General features: G+C 64.2%; 18 protein-coding genes. 13 read left to right on the forward strand and 5 right to left on the reverse strand.

The features are described from left to right. Positions 1-16 precede the first annotated feature (16 nt). Positions 17-1,708, reverse strand: a complete 1,692-nt coding sequence (locus ACIQLI_RS19965) for a bifunctional 3'-5' exonuclease/DNA polymerase (RefSeq protein WP_400391614.1) — start codon at positions 1,706-1,708, stop codon at positions 17-19. Between the two features lie 141 nt (positions 1,709-1,849). Here ACIQLI_RS19965 and ssd point away from each other — a divergent pair, with 141 nt between their 5' ends. The 7 genes from ssd (at position 1,850) to ACIQLI_RS20000 (ending at position 7,432) form a co-directional block, all read left to right on the forward strand. Next, positions 1,850-2,968 (forward strand): septum site-determining protein Ssd, encoded by a 1,119-nt coding sequence (gene ssd, locus ACIQLI_RS19970; RefSeq protein ID WP_400391617.1) that lies wholly within the window; start codon positions 1,850-1,852, stop codon positions 2,966-2,968. Then, positions 2,965-4,377: a TadA family conjugal transfer-associated ATPase gene (locus ACIQLI_RS19975; protein WP_400391619.1), complete on the forward strand. Its 1,413-nt coding sequence runs from the start codon at positions 2,965-2,967 to the stop codon at positions 4,375-4,377. The genes ssd and ACIQLI_RS19975 overlap by 4 nt, the downstream gene beginning before the upstream one ends. Positions 4,378-4,697: 320 nt before the next feature. After that, complete coding sequence (locus tag ACIQLI_RS19980; RefSeq protein ID WP_400391622.1) at positions 4,698-5,174, forward strand: type II secretion system F family protein; 477 nt, start codon at positions 4,698-4,700, stop codon at positions 5,172-5,174. Beyond that, positions 5,174-5,893: a type II secretion system F family protein gene (locus ACIQLI_RS19985; RefSeq protein WP_400391624.1), complete on the forward strand. Its 720-nt coding sequence runs from the start codon at positions 5,174-5,176 to the stop codon at positions 5,891-5,893. The genes ACIQLI_RS19980 and ACIQLI_RS19985 overlap by 1 nt, the downstream gene beginning before the upstream one ends. Positions 5,894-6,087: 194 nt before the next feature. Beyond that, complete coding sequence (locus ACIQLI_RS19990; RefSeq protein WP_400391626.1) at positions 6,088-6,567, forward strand: DUF4244 domain-containing protein; 480 nt, start codon at positions 6,088-6,090, stop codon at positions 6,565-6,567. Positions 6,568-6,704: 137 nt separating this feature from the next. Next, positions 6,705-7,073, forward strand: coding sequence for a TadE family type IV pilus minor pilin (locus ACIQLI_RS19995; RefSeq protein WP_400391629.1), 369 nt, complete (start codon positions 6,705-6,707; stop codon positions 7,071-7,073). After that, positions 7,070-7,432 carry an Rv3654c family TadE-like protein gene (locus tag ACIQLI_RS20000; protein WP_400391632.1) on the forward strand — a complete coding sequence of 121 codons (363 nt, stop codon included), beginning with the start codon at positions 7,070-7,072 and terminating at the stop codon, positions 7,430-7,432. Before ACIQLI_RS19995 ends, ACIQLI_RS20000 begins: the two co-directional genes overlap by 4 nt. A gap of 54 nt (positions 7,433-7,486) precedes the next feature. Here the strand turns inward: ACIQLI_RS20000 and ACIQLI_RS20005 are convergent, their stop codons facing one another. Then, on the reverse strand, positions 7,487-9,829 hold the full coding sequence (locus ACIQLI_RS20005; protein WP_400391635.1) for a DEAD/DEAH box helicase: 2,343 nt from the start codon (positions 9,827-9,829) through the stop codon (positions 7,487-7,489). 112 nt (positions 9,830-9,941) lie between these two features. Next, positions 9,942-10,637 (reverse strand): GNAT family N-acetyltransferase, encoded by a 696-nt coding sequence (locus ACIQLI_RS20010; RefSeq protein WP_354229355.1) that lies wholly within the window; start codon positions 10,635-10,637, stop codon positions 9,942-9,944. A gap of 159 nt (positions 10,638-10,796) precedes the next feature. On the opposite strand from ACIQLI_RS20010, the gene ACIQLI_RS20015 reads away from it, so the two are divergent. Continuing rightward, a complete protein-coding gene (locus ACIQLI_RS20015; protein ID WP_089596116.1) occupies positions 10,797-11,693 on the forward strand; it encodes a rhodanese-related sulfurtransferase in 897 nt (298 codons plus the stop codon). Between the two features lie 7 nt (positions 11,694-11,700). Here the strand turns inward: ACIQLI_RS20015 and ACIQLI_RS20020 are convergent, their stop codons facing one another. Further along, positions 11,701-12,231, reverse strand: coding sequence for a hypothetical protein (locus tag ACIQLI_RS20020; RefSeq protein WP_354229359.1), 531 nt, complete (start codon positions 12,229-12,231; stop codon positions 11,701-11,703). Between the two features lie 64 nt (positions 12,232-12,295). Beyond that, positions 12,296-12,739 (reverse strand): hypothetical protein, encoded by a 444-nt coding sequence (locus ACIQLI_RS20025; RefSeq protein ID WP_400391639.1) that lies wholly within the window; start codon positions 12,737-12,739, stop codon positions 12,296-12,298. Positions 12,740-12,831: 92 nt separating this feature from the next. Between ACIQLI_RS20025 and ACIQLI_RS20030 the strand changes: the two genes are divergently transcribed. The 5 genes from ACIQLI_RS20030 (at position 12,832) to ACIQLI_RS20050 (ending at position 19,749) form a co-directional block, all read left to right on the forward strand. After that, positions 12,832-14,481, forward strand: coding sequence for a methyltransferase (locus ACIQLI_RS20030; RefSeq protein ID WP_400391641.1), 1,650 nt, complete (start codon positions 12,832-12,834; stop codon positions 14,479-14,481). Beyond that, positions 14,478-15,188, forward strand: a complete 711-nt coding sequence (locus ACIQLI_RS20035; protein WP_400391644.1) for an ArsR/SmtB family transcription factor — start codon at positions 14,478-14,480, stop codon at positions 15,186-15,188. Before ACIQLI_RS20030 ends, ACIQLI_RS20035 begins: the two co-directional genes overlap by 4 nt. Before the next feature lie 125 nt (positions 15,189-15,313). Next, complete coding sequence (gene topA, locus ACIQLI_RS20040; RefSeq protein ID WP_400391646.1) at positions 15,314-18,037, forward strand: type I DNA topoisomerase; 2,724 nt, start codon at positions 15,314-15,316, stop codon at positions 18,035-18,037. Between the two features lie 66 nt (positions 18,038-18,103). Beyond that, on the forward strand, positions 18,104-18,538 hold the full coding sequence (locus ACIQLI_RS20045) for an SseB family protein (protein WP_354229369.1): 435 nt from the start codon (positions 18,104-18,106) through the stop codon (positions 18,536-18,538). A gap of 89 nt (positions 18,539-18,627) precedes the next feature. After that, complete coding sequence (locus ACIQLI_RS20050) at positions 18,628-19,749, forward strand: Ppx/GppA phosphatase family protein (protein ID WP_400391649.1); 1,122 nt, start codon at positions 18,628-18,630, stop codon at positions 19,747-19,749.

Consider the following 19,749-nt stretch of genomic DNA (forward strand, 5'->3'; position numbering starts at 1 on the left):
TGTGGGTACTGTGCGGCTACTTCGCCTTGTCGTAGGACTCGACGACGGCGACACTCACCGGGAATTCGACCGGGATGCGTCCGAACATCAGCTCCTTGGCCGCCGCGGCGGCCTCTTCGATGGCTTGGATACAGGCTTCCACCGCGTCGTCCGGGGCGTGAACCATCACTTCGTCGTGCAGGAAGAAGACGAGCTCCCCGGAAGGTGAGCCTTCGGCGCGCATGGCCCGCAGCCGGCGTCGTAATTCAGCGAGCCAGCACGCCGCCCATTCAGCGGCCGATCCCTGGACCACGAAGTTGCGGGTGAACCGACCACGGGATCGCGCCAGGTTATCTGCGCGGCGCTGTTCTTCCGCAGTGGTGGATTGCTGGCTGCGCAACCAGCCGGTCGACGGCGGCGGGCTGCTTCGGCCGAGCCGCGTGGTGACTGTCCTGCCGGCCTCGCCTTGGCGGGCTGCTTGCTCCACGAAGCCGACGGCGCGTGGATAGGTGCGCGTGAGCTGCGGCATGAGCCTGCCCGATTCGCCAGTAGTGGCGCCGTAGATGGCACCCAAAAGTGCGATCTTCGCCTTGGCCCGGTCGCCGCCGAAGCCCTGCGCGGCGATGCCCGCGTAGAGGTCTTTGTCGCGGGCAGCCTCGGCCATTTTCGTATCCTGGGCCAGTGCAACCAGCACGCGGGGCTCCAGTTGCGAGGCATCGGCGACGATGAGTTTGTGGCCGGGATTCGCATGGACCGCGCCCCGGATGTTCCGGGGGATCTGCAGGGCACCGCCGCCCCGGGACGCCCAGCGACCGGACACTACGCCACCCACCACATATTCCGGGTGGAACCGGCCGTCCTGCACCCACGCGTCCAGCCATGCCCAGCCGTTGGCCGTGTGGAGCCGGGAGAGTTTCTTGTAGGCGAGCAGGGGCTGGATGGCAGGGTGCTTTGATTCCTGCAGCTCCCATTGACGCGTGCTCTTCACCTCAATCCCGTTCCGGTGCAGCGCCCGCATGAGGTCCTGAGGGGAATCCGGGTTCAAACCGGGGGAATTGAGGATGGTCCGGAGCTCGGCGCAGAGCGCTTCAAGGGCCGGAGGCCGGTGTCCCATCGGCGGCCGGGGGCCAAGGACGTCGGCGAGGATCTGCTGATGCAGCTCTTCGCGCCACGGGACGCCGGCGTGTTGCATTTCGACCGCGATGATGGCGCAAGCCGATTCGGCGGCGAGCAGCAGTTGAAGGCGCTGCTTTCGCTGCTCGTCGGTGGGGACTTGGGCGACTGCATGCTGTTGGGCTGCGAATTCGGCTTTGAGTTCGGCCAGCCCCGCCTTGGTAGTCGACGGCGCAAGGTCGTCGAACAGTGCGCCTTGGTCTGCCGGCGGCGCCGGGGGTTGGAGGACGCGAGGCGGCGCCGAGTCGTCGTCCTGCGTGAGCTTGACCGCATGCCGGGCGTAGTCCGTGTCCGCCGTGAATTCCGAGTGCACCAGAATGGCCCCGCACAGCGCCAGATCGTGGCATCGCTCCAGCTCAATGCCTTGGGTCAGCAGTTCCGGATACCAGTCCATGGCGCGATGCCATACCCAGCGGGGCCGCTGGGCTTCAAATTCACGCACGACGCCGGGCAGCTCACCGCGGGTGACGACGCGTGCGTCAGCCGTGGCTTTTCCGGTGGGAGAGATCCTTTGTATGGCTGCGCCTTCCGGGTGGGCGGCAAGCAGCAAATACATGGTCTCCATTCTGCCTTGTGTGCGGTGCTGCCGTGGCACTGTTCCTCCACAGCGGTGCCAGGCCACGGGGTCGAGTGCACGTTGTGCACATACGGGCTTCAGGCCCTTATGGTGTTTTGCCGGGTCCACCATGGTGGGTCCATGAGCAAGAGAGATCGCTGGCACAGGCAGCCCATCAACAAGCCATTGGAACCGGACATGGACGGAACCTGGGTCCCACACGATACTGCCGGGATACTGCTCGTCTCCGCAGACCCCTATCTACAGGAAGAGGCGAAACGGATTGTTGCAGCCGCTGGTGGAAGCCTCTCGACAGCCACGGACGTGAGCGAGGCTGTGCACGGATGGGACAGTGCCGACGTGGTCTTGGTGGGCAGCGATGTCCGCGAGTTGCCTCCTCGACGACGTTCGCCCACAGTGTTGTTGGGCAGGGCTTCCGACGGGGACGAACTCTGGGAGTTGGCGGCTGCCCTGGGTGCTGAACGGGTTGCCGTTCTTCCCGAAGCTGCGGCCTGGCTGGCTGAACACCTCAGTATGTCCGGGTCTCCCGACCCCGGGGGCACAGTCACGGGCATCATCGGGGGCAGTGGCGGCGCGGGAGCAACCACTACGGCCATCTGGCTGGCTCAAGCGGCCGCTGATTACGGCGTGAGCACCATGCTCATCGACGGCGATCCTTGGGGTGGTGGCCTTGAACTGGCTGTCACGGCTGAGGACATCCCCGGACTCCGGTGGCCCGACTTCTCCGAAACCCGCGGAAGCCTGGATCCCGCGCAGTTTCGGGATTCTTTGCCCTTCGCCGGCGGCTTCGCTTACTTATCCTGGCCCGGAACCCGGGACGCGATCCACAGCCCGGACACGCGTGCAGTAGCCGCGGTCATGGACGCCGCCCGCCGCAGCTTCGAGCTCATCCTCGTGGACATAGGGCGCAGCGGAGAAGGGGTGCGCAACCTTGCCTGGGACTGCGACCGGATGATCCTGCTCGCAAGGGCGCATCTCAAATCCGCAGTTGCAGCAGGGCGAATCTTGAGCGAGCTTCCACCCATCGACGCAGGACTGGTGGTCCGTGGCAGCAGTGCCTCCTCCGTAGATGCCGGGCTCATTGCCGAGTCACTGGGACTGCCGCTGCTGGGCGTCCTCCCCGAGGTGAGGGGCGTGGCAGCCGGTACCGAAGTGGGACGGATCCTCGAATTCGGCCGGCGCAGGCCAGTCAACCGTTTTGCCATGTCAGTCCTCGGATTCGACGGTGCCACCCAGTGAACCCGTTCGAGGGAACGCGACGCAGGCAGGGCCGGAAACTTGATTCCCTGCTCCTTGAAACCGTGCGGGAATCTGTGCTCGCGGGCAACGGTCCAGTCACACCGTCCACGGTCGCAGCGGCGGTTCAGGCGAGCGGCAGGCTGCTGGGCACCGCCGGCGCCTTGGAAGCCGCCGAGTCCATCAACGCTGAGCTGAACGGACTGGGCCCCCTGCAACAGCTGGCCCAGGATCCGGCGGTGACAGACATCTTCGTCAACGGTCCCACCTCCGTCTGGCTGGACCGTGGGCAGGGGTTGGAAAGATCATCGGTGCATTTCGACACCGAGCAACAAGTCAGGTCCCTGGCGTCCCGGCTGGTGTCAGCCGGTGGCCGTCGGTTGGATGATGGGTCGCCCTGTGTAGACGTGCGCCTGAACGGCGGTTACCGGGTGCACGCGGTCCTCTCGCCGATATCCACTACCGGAACCCTTCTATCCATCCGTATCCGCCGAGCGAACGTGTTCACCCTGCCGGAGTTGAGGGAAAGCGGCATGTTTTCCGAGCAAGGCGAGTGGGTTCTGAGGGCCATCATGGGCCAGAGACTGAGTTTTCTGATCAGCGGCGCTACTGGCTCGGGAAAGACCACCCTGCTGTCCACCCTGCTCGGCTTGAGCCACCCGACGGAGCGGTTGGTCCTGATCGAAGACGCCGCTGAACTCAACCCCGTCCACCCTCACGTAGTGACGCTTGAATCCCGGCACGGAAACCTCGAGGGCGGGGGTGCGCTGGATCTCGGCGAACTGGTCCGCCAGGCGCTGCGCATGCGGCCGGACCGGCTGATCGTCGGAGAATGCCGCGGGGCTGAAGTCCGGGAACTGCTGACGGCCCTCAACACCGGGCATACAGGCGGCGGCGGGACCATCCATGCCAACGCGGCAGAGGCCGTGCCCGCGCGGTTGGTGGCCCTCGGTGCGCTGGCGGGGTTGAACGCTGAGGCCGTGCGGCTGCAGGTTTCCAGTGCCCTGGACGTCGTCATTCACGTGGACCGGACCCCCACGGGACGGAAAGTGGCTTCCATAGGGGTACTGACTGACACATCCGAAGGCCAGAAGGTCGTCTCTGCCCTCCACTGGCATCCGACAGGAATGACGTGTGGGCCCGCCTGGCCTGCCCTCGCCCGCCGGCTTGCTCCGGCGTTGCCCGCCGGTTTCGACTGGTCCGGTCTTGGCGGGGCACCGGGTACATCAGCTGAGACGTGGTCAGTGGACGGAGCGTCAGCACCCGCGGTGTTGGACACACAGCCGGACGCTTTGCCGGGCGCACAGCCGGACGCTTTGCCGGGCGCACAGCCGGACATACAGCCGGACGCGGTCCCGGACGGGAGCTGGGCGACCCTGAACGGTTCGCCGAGTCCCTGGCCCATCCCATGATCGGCGCATTCGTCCTCGTTGCAGGGCTCGCGGCCTGGCAGCACTTCCGGGGACATCGTGTTAGTGGCCGACGTGTACGGAAAAGTTTGGGGGAGCCTGGAGGAGGGACTGGTGCCGCCCTCCGCGCCCGTTCGGGTGTGGGGTTTCGTCACGCCTGGCGGCGAAAGCGAACTGAGCCCTTGCCACTTGTGGTGCTGGTGCAACAGCTGGCGGCCTTGCTGCGTGGTGGGCGGGGAACGTCGAGATTGTGGGAGGAACTCTGGTTGGTCCACGGCCCCCGAGCGACCAAAGATGGCGGCCCGGACACAGTGGCAGAAGCGGTGACTGCCGCACTCAGCCAGGAGTCGCTGCTGGTTGTGGCCGCAGCCAGGGCCGCATCCAGCCTGGGAAATTCTTCGGCTGAAGCAATCCGGGATACCGCAGCCCGGACATATCCCCGGCGCGGAAGCTCTGAGCGACGTGTGTGGATGGAGTTGGCGGCGTGCTTGGAGGTGGCAGAAACCAGCGGTTGCCCGCTTGCTGACCTCCTCACCCGTTTCGCCGCCCAGTTGGAAGCCGAAGAAGACGCAGAGGCCGCACGGCAAACGGCGCTCGCCGGACCAAAAGCCACAGTCAAGCTGTTGTCCTGGCTCCCGGTCTTCGGGCTGGTGCTGGGGATGGCGTTGGGCGTTGACCCGTTGGGAATCCTGCTGGACAACGTCCTGGGCGTTGCTACCTTCGCAGCCGGTCTCCTCCTGACGGTGGCCGGTCGCGTTTGGTCCTCACGGCTGGTGGCCTCCGCAGCCGGGAGTGCGTGATGCTTGGGCCCCTGGTGCTGGTGATGATCGTCGTCCTGGGCTTGGCGGCTTTCGTGTGGTTCACCGCGCCGACTCGTGCCAGGGCCCGCGTGCTGATCCGGAATGCCGACGCCGCGTCACTGACGCGCTCCTCCCGCCGTGGTCCGGCCGGTAGCCTGGACAACTTTCAGGGCCCGGACCTACGAACGCGGCTAGATCTCCGAATGCGGCCAGATCTTCGTGCGTGGGCGGATCCCGGGGGAGGGCCGGCCCCCACGGATTCTTCTGATCTGAAAGGTCCGTCCGACGGCCTCCGAGACACCGCGATGATGCTGGAGCTGGTGGCGTCAATGCTCGACGCCGGAGCTGGAATCGGGCGGGCACTCGAACTCATCTCCGCGTGCGCCTCACCACCCATCCGGCGATCGCTCAGGCCAGTGGTGGCCGCGCTTGCCATTGGCGCGGATTGGGAGACGGCGTGGCGGACCCCCGCCCAGCACGCGCCTGAGGTGGTCCGTCTCAAAGAGGCACTGGCTTTCGCTGCCTTAACCGGAGCCCCCTCGGCATCCATCCTCTACGCACAGGCCGCCAGGGAACGGCGCGAACAGTTCCGGGCGGCGGAGAAGCGAGCCGCCGCCTTGGGCGTGAAACTGGTAGTACCTCTGGGCCTTTGCTCACTGCCGGCATTCATCTGCCTGGGGATCGTGCCTGTCTTGATCGCCATGCTTCCCACCGGATGACCTGTTCCACGATGGTCGGCACAGACACGATGATCGGCACAGAGCGGGCTGCGAATGGCGCCCACTCTCCCTCCACATCCTGCTGATCGCGAGGGTTATCCACTTGGAGGAATCCCCTTCTTACGGGCAGCACCGAGCCACGGAAGAGTCGAATCAGTCGGCGGACCCGCTGGCTTTTTTGAAAGGAACCCACAGTGAGAACACTCTTCAGGGCCGAATCCGGCCGCCGCCAGGAGCGCCGTGCTGCCGGCCAGGATCGAGCCGCCGTTACCGGGAAGCAAGGAATGAGGACCTTTGGAATTGAGCAGTTTGAGCTCGAGGAATTCACGGATTCCGGTTTCGGAGAGGCGGGCCGCCGGGAGGCTGGAACGGACCTTCAACCCACCACGTCACACGGTGCGCTGGCCGTGCGGAATCCGGAGGGCCTCCGGGACCAGAGCACGCTGCGGAGGCGACCAAGGCGCCTTCATCGGAAGAAACTGTGGATGCACCATGAACGTCTCCGGACACGGGGAATGCTTCCGGGCTCGGAGAGCGGTATGGCCACGGCCGAGTATGCCATCGCTACCCTCGCCGCGGTGGGTCTCGCAGGGCTATTGGTGGTCCTCCTTCGGAGCGAAGAAGTCCGCGGCTTCCTGCTCAACCTGATTCGCACGGCCCTGTCCTTGCCATGACGCACGTGCTGCCTGCCGGCGGGAGGTCATCTGCTGCCTGTGTTGGACCAACATCCGGCCAGAAGGCCCGACCATCATCCAGCCAGAAGACGGGGCCGTCATCCAGCCAGAAGGAGGGCGGGGAGGAGTCGGGCGTCGTGACTGCGGAGTTCGCCGTTGCCTTGCCGGCCGTGGTCTTGCTCTTGGCTTTCCTGCTGGCAGGCGGCGCTGCGGGGATCACTCAACTGCGGTTGGAGGAAGCTGCTACGGCAGGAGCCCGGGCCTCCGCGCGGGGTGAGACGGGTGGTGCCGTGGAAGGAATTGTGAGGCGGCTTGCCGGTGACGGCGTCAGTTCCTCCGTTACCGACGACGCCGGGTGGCTCACGGTGACAGCCTCCGCCAGGGTAGGCGGAGCCGTGGGATCGCTGATCCCCTGGACGTTGACGGCGTCGGCCTCCGCCCGCGCAGAGTCAGCGGGTTCGGGGGCTGGTGCCGAATCGGTGGGCTCAGGGGCCGGCACGCCATGAACCCGTTTCTATCAACTGCCCTTCCTGAGCGCGGGGCGGGAACAGTTCTCGCGCTGACACTGGGTGCAGTGGTGATGGCCTTGCTCGTCGGCGTCCTGGTCCTGGCCCAGGCAGCCGTGATGGCGTCCAGGGCTGCGTCCTCTGCGGACCTGGCCGCGCTCGCCGCCGCCGATGCTGCCAGGGGCCTCACCTCAGGGGAACCATGCGCGGTGGCCTCCGAAGTAGCGGCGCGGCACGATGCGACAGTCACATCCTGCGCCGTGACAGGAGGGAACGTAGCTGACGTGGCTACCGAGTTGGCTCATCCCTTCGACTGGGGAGTCGCAACGGGCCGCGCGCGGGCAGGGCCACCTCCGTAGGCGCCGGTGTTTGCAGGTTTGACCTTTTGTTCGCATGGGTCGACCTGGAGGGGCCTAGACGGCATCCTTCAGCAACACACCAAGCAGCGTGACGGCGGCTGCCTTGTCCAGCGGGTTGTTCTTGTTGCCGCATTTGGGTGACTGGACGCAGGACGGGCAGCCGGCCTCACACTCACAGGCCTGGATGGCTTCTTTGGTTGCCGTCAACCAGATCTTGGCCTTTTCAAAGCCCCGCTCAGCGAATCCGGCGCCACCTGGATGTCCGTCGTAGACGAAGATCGTGGGCACACCGGTGTCGGCATGGAGGGCAGTGGAGACGCCGCCGATGTCCCAGCGGTCACTGGAGGCAACCAAGGGAAGAAGTCCGATGGCGGCGTGTTCTGCCGCATGAAGTGCCCCCGGGAACTCTGCTTCCACCAGACCTGCCCCGTGGAGAGAGCGGTTATCCACAACAAACCAGACGGCCTTCGTAAAGAGATCCCGGGCGCCCAGCTCCAAGGGTTCTTCACCCAGGATCTCGTTGGAAATCAAGGCTTTGCGTTGAAAGGAGACAACTTGTGTCGTCACTTTGACGTCGCCAAAATGCACGGTGATGTCGCCCCACTGGACCGATCGCGACGTTTCGAGGACCTCAATCTGGGTCACGTCGCGCGCCGTGGTGTAGAAGTCGGGGTTGACCCGGCGCACCATCACGCAATGGTCGGCCTCGTTGAGGTCCTCCACCAGGTAGCTCTCACCTTGGTGGACATAGATCGCACCTGTGTGGGCCTGGTAGTGGGTTTGCGGCGAGTCCATGGTCCCCAGGAGCGACCCTGTTTCGGCATCAACGATGCTCACGGGACCGCCTCCATCCGCCCGGAGGTTCACCATCCCGGCAGCACTCTCCGGATGAGTCCAGAACCATCCCGCGGGCCGTTTGCGGAGGTATCCCTGGACCACAAGACGGTCCAGCAGCCCTTCGGAGGTGGGGCCAAACAGATCAAGCTCGGCCGGTCCGATCGGCAGCTCAGCGGCCGCGGCACACAAATGGGGACCAAGCACGTACGGGTTGCCGGGATCAAAAACGGTGGCTTCCACAGACACATCAAAGATGGCCTCGGGATGGTTCACCAGGTACGTGTCCAAGGGGTCGTCGCTGGCCACAAAAGCGGCGATGGCATCCTGTCCTGCCCGCCCGGCCCGGCCAATCTGTTGGAAAAGCGAAGCCCGGGTGCCCGGCCATCCAGCCACCAGCACCGCATCCAGCCCCGAAATATCGATGCCCAGTTCCAAGGCCGAGGTACTGGAAACGCCCAGCAACTGACCGGACCTCAGGGCTTGCTCCAAGGCCCGGCGCTCTTCGGGCAAGTATCCGGATCTATAGGCAGCAACCCGTCCCGGCAGGCTGGGGTCCACCTCGTCCAGGAGTCTTTTGGTGATGGAGGCAATGGACTCGGCTCCGCGGCGGGATTTGATGAACGCGATGGTCCGCACCCGCGAGGAAACGAGGTTTGCCAGGATGTCCGCTGTTTCGGCTACGGCGGTCCGCCGCTGTTTGGCTCCGTTCTCACCCTTGACGTCCGTGAGTGCAGGCTCCCAAAAAGCAACTGTGGTGGAACCGTGAGGGGAGCAGTCCTCGGAAACCTCCCTGACAGGGGCACCGATGAGCCGGCCAAAAGAAACGCCGGGGTCGGAGGCAGTGGCAGAAGCGGCAATGAACACCGGCTCGGGGAACGTGTTTCCTGCACCGTAGTAGGCGCAGATCCGCCGGAGGCGCCGCATCAGGTTGGCCACATGGGAGCCGAAGACGCCGCGGTAGCTGTGGGCCTCGTCCACGATCACGTAGCGCAGCCGCCGGAAGAACTTTGCCCACCAGGTGTGGTTGGGCAGGATTCCAAAGTGCAGCATGTCCGGGTTGGCCAGAATGAAGTTCGCGTGATCGCGGATCCAACGGCGCGACGCAACGTCGGTGTCGCCGTCGTAGGTCTCTGCCCGTACGGTGGGCAGCTTCAGCGAGCGGATCCCCGCGAGCTGGTCTGCCGCCAGCGCCTTGGTGGGGGACAAGTACAGGGTGACGGCACCGTCGTCGTGGATCTTCCCGGGGTCGGCCAGGACTCGCAACTCGGAACGGTGTATCGCGTCCAAAGCCGGCAGTTGATACGCGAGCGACTTCCCGGATGCCGTTCCAGTGGCGATGACGACGTGCTGTCCGGAGTGGGCGAGGTCGGCTGCCTGGACCTGGTGGCGGAACGGTTCGTGAATCCCCAGGGCCTCATAGGCTCCCACGACGTCGGGGTGGACCCAGCCCGGCCACGGCTCGTTGACGGCCTTCCTTGCGGGGATGGTGTGGACATGGCGCAGCTGCTCAGGGTCCGGCGTCCGGCCCAGCAGGGAGATCAATGAATGAGGTGCAGCCACCAAATCATTCTGTCACTGTGCGGGCCAGCGAACGGCGGCACCCGAGGGCGCCGCCGTCGGACCCCACCCGATCAGCCGTCGAACCTGGCTCAACCACCCTCGGAGCGAGAAGCTAGGCCCCCGAAAGGTCGGACCCTTCAGTGCCGCTGGCGGACATCATCAGCACGTGGCCCACCACGTCCCAGCCGAGGTGTGAATAGAGCTTCTGACCGTCCAGGGAGGCGAGCAAAAGGCCGTTCTCAACGTCGTGCGAGAAGGCTTGGGCGGCGAGGGCCTTCATAATGAAGCTGCCCAGGCCGCGCCGCTGGAAGTCCGGTTCGGTGACGATCTTGTCGAAGACGGCAGTACCGTCCACTACGAAGACCCGTCCGCTGGCAGCTACCTGCTCGCCGGAATGGACCACGGCGTAGTGGACTCCGTTGGATTCGGAGGTGGCGAGTTCAAGGTCGTCGTCGGGCAGCCATGGGTCCTCGGAATCCTGGGTTTCCATGTCCACGATCATCATGGTTTGCGATGCGGACGTCACGGTCAGCCCGTGCTGTTCAGCCAGATACTTGTATCGTTGGACGTCGTTGGTGAGGACCGTCAGGATCCGGGTGGGGGCTTCTGCGGTCTTGCCCGCAAGGGTGGTGAACTCTTCGTCCGAGGGATCATGGGCAAAATACTCCCAGTCACCGGTTTTGTCGGCGCGAAGCGCAGCAGGAAAGCGGCCTTCTTGGCGTGACTCATAGCCGCGGCAGCCGGACCAGCCGGCTACCCAGACTTCCAAAAGGTGCGCAATGTCTTCAACCAAGGCGTCTGGACTCATGTAGAGAGAGTATGCCAGCACACCATGAAGCAACAGAGCCGGATCAGCCCCGGAATGCTTGCTTATGGAATTGTGACTTCTCCTTTCGGCAGGCGCTGCGCCAGCCGGGCCGGAAGTGTGGGCGGCCGGCGATTTTACTGCACCAAGTACCCTTGAATAGTGGCTTTGAACCGAATTGTGCTCTTCTATGGCTTTACTCCGATCGCCGACCCCGACGCCGTGCGTCTGTGGCAGCGTGCCCTCTGCGAGAAACTGGGCCTCACCGGCCGGATCCTCATATCGAAGGACGGCATCAATGCCACGGTGGGCGGCGAGCTGAACAACATGAAGCAGTATGTGAAGACCACGCGTGAATATAAGGGCTTCCACGGGATCGACTTCAAATGGTCGGAGGGAAGCGCCGCAGATTTCCCGCGCCTCAGCGTCAAGGTCCGCGATGAAATCGTGTCGTTCGGTGCTCCCGGGGAACTCAAGGTTGATGACAACGGCGTGGTGGGCGGCGGCAAGCACCTGCAGCCGGAGGAACTCCACGCGCTGGTGGAGGCCAGGAAGTCCAGCGGCGAGGACGTGGTGTTCTTTGACGGCCGCAACGCGTTCGAGGCACAGATCGGCAAGTTCAAGGACGCGATCGTTCCGGACGTGGACACCACGCACGACTTCATCAAGGAACTGGACTCGGGCAAGTACGACGACCTCAAGGACAAGCCGGTCGTCACCTATTGCACCGGTGGAATCCGCTGCGAAGTCCTGTCCAGCCTAATGGTCAACAGGGGCTTCAAAGAGGTCTACCAGTTGGATGGCGGGATTGTCCGCTACGGCGAAACGTTCAAGGACAAAGGGCTCTGGGAAGGTTCCCTTTATGTCTTCGACAAGCGCATGCACGTTGAGTTCAGCGAGGACGCCAAAACCATCGGCGAATGCGTCCGCTGCGCTGCCCCCACCAACAAGTTCGAGAACTGCTCCAACCTCAGTTGCCGCACCCTGACCCTGTACTGCGCCGAATGCGCCTCAAGCCCGGAAACGCTGCGCTGCCCCGGAGGATGCGAAGCCGCTTAGCGCGGTCTCAAAGCCTGCTCACCCGGTAGGCAAAATTCGCATCGGACCTGGAACCGACTGTGATGGAAAGGATGGCGTCCTTGTCCAGTTGAACCACGCTTACCCGCGCGTTGGCGCACCCCAACGTCAGGTCCACCAGGGCCACCTCGTTCAACGTGACGGAGAACGTCACCCTGCGGGTACCACGGCAGGCCAACGTCACAGCGTATGTGCCGCCGGGCAACTGCACTGTCTGCTCGGATTTGGACTCACCGGGGTTCAAATAGCCGGTGCTGGAGTAGAACGACTGACCTTGCGACTCAGGCAGCGCAGCCTTTGCCCATTCTTCAAGGGCATCACCGCTGACAGTTTCTTCCAGCGCCGGATCGGGCGGGAGGGCGACGTTTCCTGCTGTGGAAGTGGCGGTGGCCTCCGGCCTGCCGCCGTCCTCATAGGTGTATTCGCAACCGGCTACGCCGCCGCACAGGACAACGAGAAGCACGACGGCGGCCCTCGCCAGCCGCTGTGACATCACCGAGCAAGCTGCCTTGCTGCCCATGGACTGACTTTACGCCCGGGCGGCCATTGTCTGAAGACTTCCCGGTGGAAGAATCCGGGGCCTTCTAGCCTGCTGTCGGAGCCAGATGATATGCGTAGATCAGTGGGGCATCGACGCTGCTTGTCGAGATGTTGAGGGGACCGGCAGCAGGCACTTTGATTTTCACCACATCGAGGCTGCCGTTGCATGCTGCAGCCGCATCGGCGATTTTGTTTCCGCTCAAAGAGACTGCGAAGTAGGCCTTGCCGCCGCCGTCGCAGGCCATGGTGAGCGTGTAGGTTGCGGCGGGCACGTTGGGCGAATCCTTGACCAGGGGGTCCCGGTTGAGGATCTTGCCGGAGTCCTCAAGGACCGCGCCGCTTGCTGCCGGGAGGACCTTTTCCTTCCAAGCGGGAACGTCTGCATCTGCGATGTTGACCGGCGCCTGGCAGGCGCTGACCCCCAGCAGGACACCAGCGGCCAAGGCACCAAGGCCCGCGCGGCGCCTTGTGGAGGAGAAGTTGAGCATGATTCCACGCTACCGGGTTCCAGCGGCGTCCTTTGTCCACATAACCCGGAACGGGACCGCCCGACCCAGCGGGCCGCCCCTACACTTGCAGGGTGACTGACACAGCATTCTTGTTTACCGCCGGCAACACTGCCGATGCTCCCCGAAGCGACCAACCCGGGCTGCTCCAGGCGCTTGCCGGGGACCTTCGCGCCCTCTCCTACACCGTGGACGGCGTGGCTGCCCTGCTGGGGGAGTCGGCCTCGGCAGCGCTCAGCAGGGACCAGGTGGTTCCGGCGCTCCTGGCTACCGAGCGGTTGAAGGACTCGCATGATCCCGCGGTCCGGTCACTTGCTGTGATGGTCCGTCTCTGGCTGCTGGCCGTCCCACAGTCCGTGGCCGACGTTGACTCAGCCCTGCCCGGAATCCGTACCCAAGGACTCGTGGAACTCGGTTTGGCCTCCGTGGATGGCGGCGTCGTCCGGGTCACGGTAGATCTGCGCCCGTACGGTTGGGACGCGAATGCAGATGGCAGCGGCGGCGCCGAACTCTGGGTCGCCAGTGACCTGGCGGCCCATCAGCAGCCGGGAGTCCTGCGTCATGACCATGTCCTGGGCATTGGCGGCGCCTCCACGACGCTGGTCCAAACCACCTTCAGGCAACACACCAAACGCGCCCTGGACCTGGGGACCGGATGCGGGATCCAAACCTTCCACTTACTGCACCATTGCGAGCACGTTACGGCTACGGACATCTCCGAGAGGGCGCTGGCATTTACCCGGTTCAACCTGTTGCTGAACGCGGCGGAGCTTGAGCTGGATCCCCAGGATTTGGAAAGCCGGGTGAGCCTGCGCCTGGGATCACTCCTGGACCCTGTGGAGGGCGAGCAGTTCGGCTTGGTGGTGTCCAACCCTCCCTTCGTGATCACGCCCAGGACGGGTGGGGAATCGTCGTCGGACCAGTTCACCTACCGCGACGGGGGACTTCCCGGTGACGGGATCGTGGCGGCGTTGGTGCAATCCATCGCCAAGGTCCTGGAACCCGGGGGCACCGCACAAATGCTGGGCAACTGGGAGGTTACCGAGGGGGCGGACTGGAGAGACCGTCCCACTGCGTGGCTCGCGGACTCGGGTCTTGACGTGTGGTTCATCCAGCGCGAGCAAGTGGATCCGGAACAGTATGCCGAGACCTGGCTGCAGGATGCCTCGCAGAACCGTGACCGTGAGCAGTACAAGGAGTCGTACGCCGCGTACCTTGATGACTTCGCCTCCAGGAACGTGGAAGGGGTGGGCTTCGGCATGATCTGGCTGCGCCGCCCCGAGCCCGGACACCAGCCCACTATCAGCCGCTTCGAAGAGATCACCTATCCCATCGAACAACCCATCGGACCGCATCTGGGCGCAGCCGTGGAACGGGCCGATTGGGTGGCCGCCACCCCGGTGGCCGACGCGCATCTGGTAGTAGCGGAGGACGTGACCGAGGAACGCCATCAGCGACCCGGAGCTGCCCACCCCGGCGTCATTCTCCTGAGGCAGGGTGCAGGCCTCCGCAGGACCAACCTGCTCAGCACGGAGCTTGCAGGTTTCGCCTCTGCCTGCGACGGACAGTTGTCGGTCCGCCAGATCGTGGCTGCCCTGGTCTCGCTGTTGGGCGGCGGCGAGGACTTTGACGAGGATGCTTTCAGGGAGGGCCTGTACCGGGACGTCACCAACCTCGTCCTCGAGGGTTTCCTGCTTCCGGACCCGACGCAGACCAGCCAATGAGCAGCGACGCGAAGCCGCCGGAGACGAACTCCGATGGTCCGGCAAGTGACCCTGACTACACTGATCAAGTGATTGCGAACAACGAGACATCCCAAACGTCGGGCGACGTTCCGCGGCGGAAGCGGGCCGAGAAGACGGTTGAGATCACCGATCCCAAGGCTATCCGCGCCTTGGCGCACGCTGCCCGCATCGAAGTCATCTCAGAGCTTTACGCCACCCAGGTGAGCCACACAGCAACCGAACTCGCTGCCCGGACCGGCCTGACCCCCAGCGCCATGAGCTACCACCTCCGTGCCCTCCAGAAATGGGGAATCGTGGCACCGGCCGAAAACGCCGGCGATGCACGCGAGCGGCGTTGGAAGGCGGCCGGAACAGACTTCACCATCTCGGGAGGCAGCGTCGCCAGCCCCGAGATTGCTGTGGTTGACCTGGAGCTCGATGCGTTCCGTCGACGCGCTTCGGCCTTCGCCAAAGCCCGGGGGGAGCGCCGCCAGCGCGGTGAAGGGGGAGAAGAGCCGGTATCGGTGGTCCTCTCCAGCAACCTGCTCTATCTCACCAACCCGCAACGCAGGGAACTGGCGGACAGAATCCGCGAGGTCGTGAGGGAGTACGAACTCGAGGATCCCACGCAAATACCGGAAGGTGCCGAACGTGTGGCAACCTTGTGGTCAATGATCCCGGATGACCGCGTGGCACCCGGGCAATAACCCTCCGGCCTGGTCACCGAATGACCGCCCTGGTTTCCGTACCAAAACGCAGGATTCTGCAAACTATGGTGAACTAGGCCAATATGGGCACCAGCCCAATTACACATTTTTTCTGTAGGAGCACCGTGCCCAGCAAGGCAAAAACCGGCAAGAAACTCGTGATCGTGGAGTCTCCCGCCAAGAGTAAGACCATCGCCAAGTACCTTGGCGAAGGCTTCATCGTCGAGGCTTCCATCGGCCACATCCGGGACCTCCCGCAGCCGTCTGATCTCCCTGCAGAACTGAAGAAGACCTCGCTGGGCAAGTTCGCCGTCGACATCGAAAACGACTTCAAGCCGTACTACGTTGTCTCTCCGGACAAGAAGAAAAAGGTTGCCGAGCTCAAGGCCCAGCTGAAAGACGCTGATGCGCTCTACCTCGCAACCGATGGGGACCGCGAAGGCGAGGCCATCGCGTGGCACCTCCTGGAGGTCCTGAAACCCAAGGTTCCCGTCTACCGCATGACCTTTGGTGAAATCACCAAGGAAGCCATCCACCGTGCCATGGACAACCTGCGCGATGTGGACACCGCTTTGGTGGATGCCCAGGAAACCCGCCGCATCCTAGACCGCCTGTATGGCTACGAGATTTCTCCTGTCCTGTGGCGCAAGGTTGCCCGCGGGCTCTCGGCCGGCCGTGTGCAGTCCGTGGTGACCCGCATGGTGGTGGACCGCGAACGTGAACGCATGGCCTTCCGGGCCGCGTCCTACTGGGACCTCACGGGCCAGTTCGGTGCCGACTCGGGTTCCTTCAAAGCGAAGCTTGCTGCTGTGGACGGTTCGAAGGTTGCCAGTGGCCGTGACTTCAATGACAACGGCCAGCTCACCTCCTCTACCGTGGTGCACCTCAACGAGGAACTTGCCACGTCTCTGGCCGCGGGCCTGGAAAACGCCGAATTCCGCGTACGCTCCGTAGACACCAAGCCGTACACCCGCCGTCCGGCCGCACCGTTCACTACCTCGACGCTGCAGCAGGAAGCCGGCCGCAAGCTGCGCTTCTCCTCGAAGAGCACCATGCAGGTAGCCCAGCGCCTGTATGAAAACGGCTACATCACCTATATGCGTACCGACTCGTCGGCGTTGAGTGATGAAGCCCTGACGGCCTCCCGCCGCCAGGCCGCCGAGCTCTACGGCCCCGAGTACGTGCCCCAGAGCCCCCGCGTGTACGCCAACAAGGCCGCCAACGCCCAGGAAGCGCACGAGGCCATCCGTCCCGCAGGAGACTCCTTCCGCACCCCGGCACAGGTGGCCAAGCAGCTGAGCGGCGATGAGTTCCGGCTTTACGAGCTCATCTGGAAGCGCACGGTTGCTTCGCAGATGGCCGATGCCAAGGGATCCACGGCCACCATCCGCCTCGGTGCTGTGGCGGCAGACGGACGCGACGCCGAATTCTCGGCTTCCGGTACCGTCATCACCTTCCCCGGCTTCCTGGCCGCCTATGAAGAAGGCAAGGACGAGAGCCGCGGCGACGACGAGTCGGACGAAGCCCGTCGCCTGCCCAACGTTGCCAAGGGCGATTCCCTGAAGGCATCGGACATCCAGGCTGTCGGACACGAAACGTCACCACCGCCACGGTACACAGAAGCATCGCTGACTGCTGAACTGGAAAAGCGGGGCATCGGCCGTCCGTCCACCTATGCCTCCACGATTTCCACCATCCAGGACCGCGGTTATGTCCGGAAACAGGGTTCCGCCCTAGTTCCGAGCTGGATCGCTTTCTCGGTGATCCGTTTGCTGGAACAGCACTTCACGGACTACGTGGACTACGAGTTCACCGCGGACATGGAAGGCGACCTGGACAAGATCGCCAATGGCCAGGCCGCAGGCGCTGCCTGGCTCAAGCACTTCTACTACGGTGAAGACGCCGATCCGGGCCTGCTGAGCATCGTCAACAACCTCGGCGAGATCGACGCCCGCGAGATCAACTCCGTGCCCATCGCCGAAGGCATCACACTGCGCGTAGGCAAATTCGGGCCCTACCTGGAAAGCTCGATCCCGACCATCGACGAGAAGACCGGCGAGGTTGTTGAGTCCTCCAGGGCCAACGTCCCCGAGGAACTTGCTCCCGATGAGCTCACGGCCGCCAAGGCCATTGAGCTCATGGAGACTGCGGCCCCGGAGGAACGCGTCCTGGGCGAGGATCCGCACACCGGGCACACTGTGGTGGCCAAGAACGGCCGCTACGGAGCCTACGTCACCGAGATCATCCCGGAGATGACCGAGGAACAGCTGGCCAACCAGCCGGTTGAGTATTACAAGAACGGCAAGCCGAAGCCGCCCAAGAAGCCCGTCAAGGCCAAGCCGCGCACAGGTTCGCTGTTCAAGTCCATGACCGTGGACACGGTTACCCTTGACGAGGCGCTGCAGCTCATGAGCCTGCCGCGGGTACTCGGTGAGGATGCTGACGGCAACCCCATCACGGTGCAGAACGGCCGCTTTGGTCCATACCTGAAAAAGGGCACGGATTCCCGCTCCATCGGTTCGGAAGAGGAAATCTTCACGATTACTTTGGAACAGGCCCTGGAGATCTATTCCCAGCCCAAGCAGCGGGGCGCCCGTGCGGCCGTACCGCCGCTTGCCGAGTTCGGCCCGGACCCCGTTTCGGAAAAGAACATCGTGGTGAAGGAAGGCCGCTTCGGCCCGTACATCACAGACGGCATCACCAACATCACGGTCCCGCGCACCACCTCGCTGGAGGAACTGACCCGGGAACGCGCCGTCGAGCTTTTGGCTGAAAAGCGGGCCAAGGGCCCGGTCAAGCGGACCACCACCCGCAAAGCGCCGGCCAGGAAGACCGCAGCCAAGAAGTAGCTTCACCGAAGGCCGGGACAGCATGCGCGAATTGCGTCCCGGCCGGCATCGTGGTCGAGTAGAACCATGACTGAACAGACCGTTTCACCGGACAACGAACCCTTGAACGACCTCGAGGCGAAGCTCGCCTCGGCCGAGCAGCCGGACGCCAACCCGGTGGATGTCATCCTCGCTTTCCTCAACAACGAGGTCTACCTGGTCAGCTCCGAAGCCGTGGACGGCCCGGACTCGTCCGTGGAGCCGCTGGTGCTCTCCAACGCCGACGGCCAGCCCGTCCTGGCAGTCTTCAGCCACCCGACCCGCGTCGATGAGCGCTTCCTTGAAGCAGCCCCGCACGTCCTGGGCACTATGGGCTCGGCGATCCTCGGCAACATCGGGGATGAACTGGGCATGGTCATCAACCCAGGCAGTGAGTTCGGCTTCGAAATTGATCCTGAAGGCATCGCCAATATCCGCCGTGACTTCAAGCGCGCTGACGAAGCCGGGGAGCCCACGGAATAGGGCGGGTCCCACCATCCGGCCACTCTTCCGTCGACGAAACGTCGTCGCCAAGTTGCTTCACGGGCTTCGAATCGGTGAATAATGGCAGAATGCGTCTTGGCGTTCTAGACATCGGTTCCAACACCGTCCATCTGCTGCTGGTGGATGCTCATCCGGGCGCGCGCCCGGTGGCTTTCGCATCCCACAAACGTCCGCTGTCCTTGGTGCAATACCTTGACGGTGACGGCAACATCAACGACGCCGGCCAGCACGAGCTCATCGAGTTCGTGCTGGAAGCCTGGGAGTTCGCGGCCAGCCATAAAGCGGAGGACCTCCTGGCGTTCTGTACGTCAGCCATCCGCGAGGCCACCAACGGTCCGGAAGTCCTGGCCCGGGTGAAACACGAAACCACGGTGACCCTCCAGGAACTCACGGGCAGCGAAGAAGCCTCCATGACCTTCTTCGCCGTACGCCGTTGGTACGGATGGGGTGCAGGGCCCATCCTGGACCTGGACATCGGGGGCGGCTCGTTTGAAATGGCCTACGGAACGGACGAACTCCCTGAGTTCGCCACCTCCGTTCCCTTGGGCGCCAGCCGACTGACGCGGGACTGGCTGCACGATGACCCTCCAACAGCCAAGAGCGTCAAGGAACTGCGTCGCTACATCCGTTCCACCCTGAAGCCTGTGGTCCGCAATTTCCACGAGCTGGGCCGCGCGAATTTGGTAGCGGGCACCTCCAAGACCTTCCGTTCGCTGGCCCGCATCGCCGGTGCCGCTCCGAGCGCAGCCGGACCCTACGTGAAGCGCGAACTCCACGCGGCGGACCTCGGCCTTTGGGCCCAGCGCATTTCCGCCATGACGGTGGAGGACAGGCTGTACCTCCCGGGCGTTTCGGATGCCCGTGCCCGCCAACTGTTGGCAGGCGCACTGGTTGCTGAGGCTGCGCTGGAGCTCTTTGAGTTCCCCACCATGGAAATCTGTCCGTGGGCGCTGCGGGAAGGCCTGATCCTGCGGCGGCTTGACCAGTTGGTGTTCGAAGAGGCCTTGGATCCCGCTCCCCATGTGGGCAAGCGGAAGAAGGACAAGTCCAAAAAGAAAGCAGCCAAGGACGGTGCCAAGACCGTGGCGAATGATGAGCCCCACCCCGGGATCAGGGAATTTCCTGTCCCCGTAAACACCCCGTCCCCTGCACCAATCCCAGCCCCTGTGGCAGGCGGGCTGGCCTCCTGA

This window comes from Paenarthrobacter sp. NPDC091669, from assembly GCF_044756725.1.
Taxonomy (GTDB): domain Bacteria; phylum Actinomycetota; class Actinomycetes; order Actinomycetales; family Micrococcaceae; genus Arthrobacter; species Arthrobacter bambusae_C.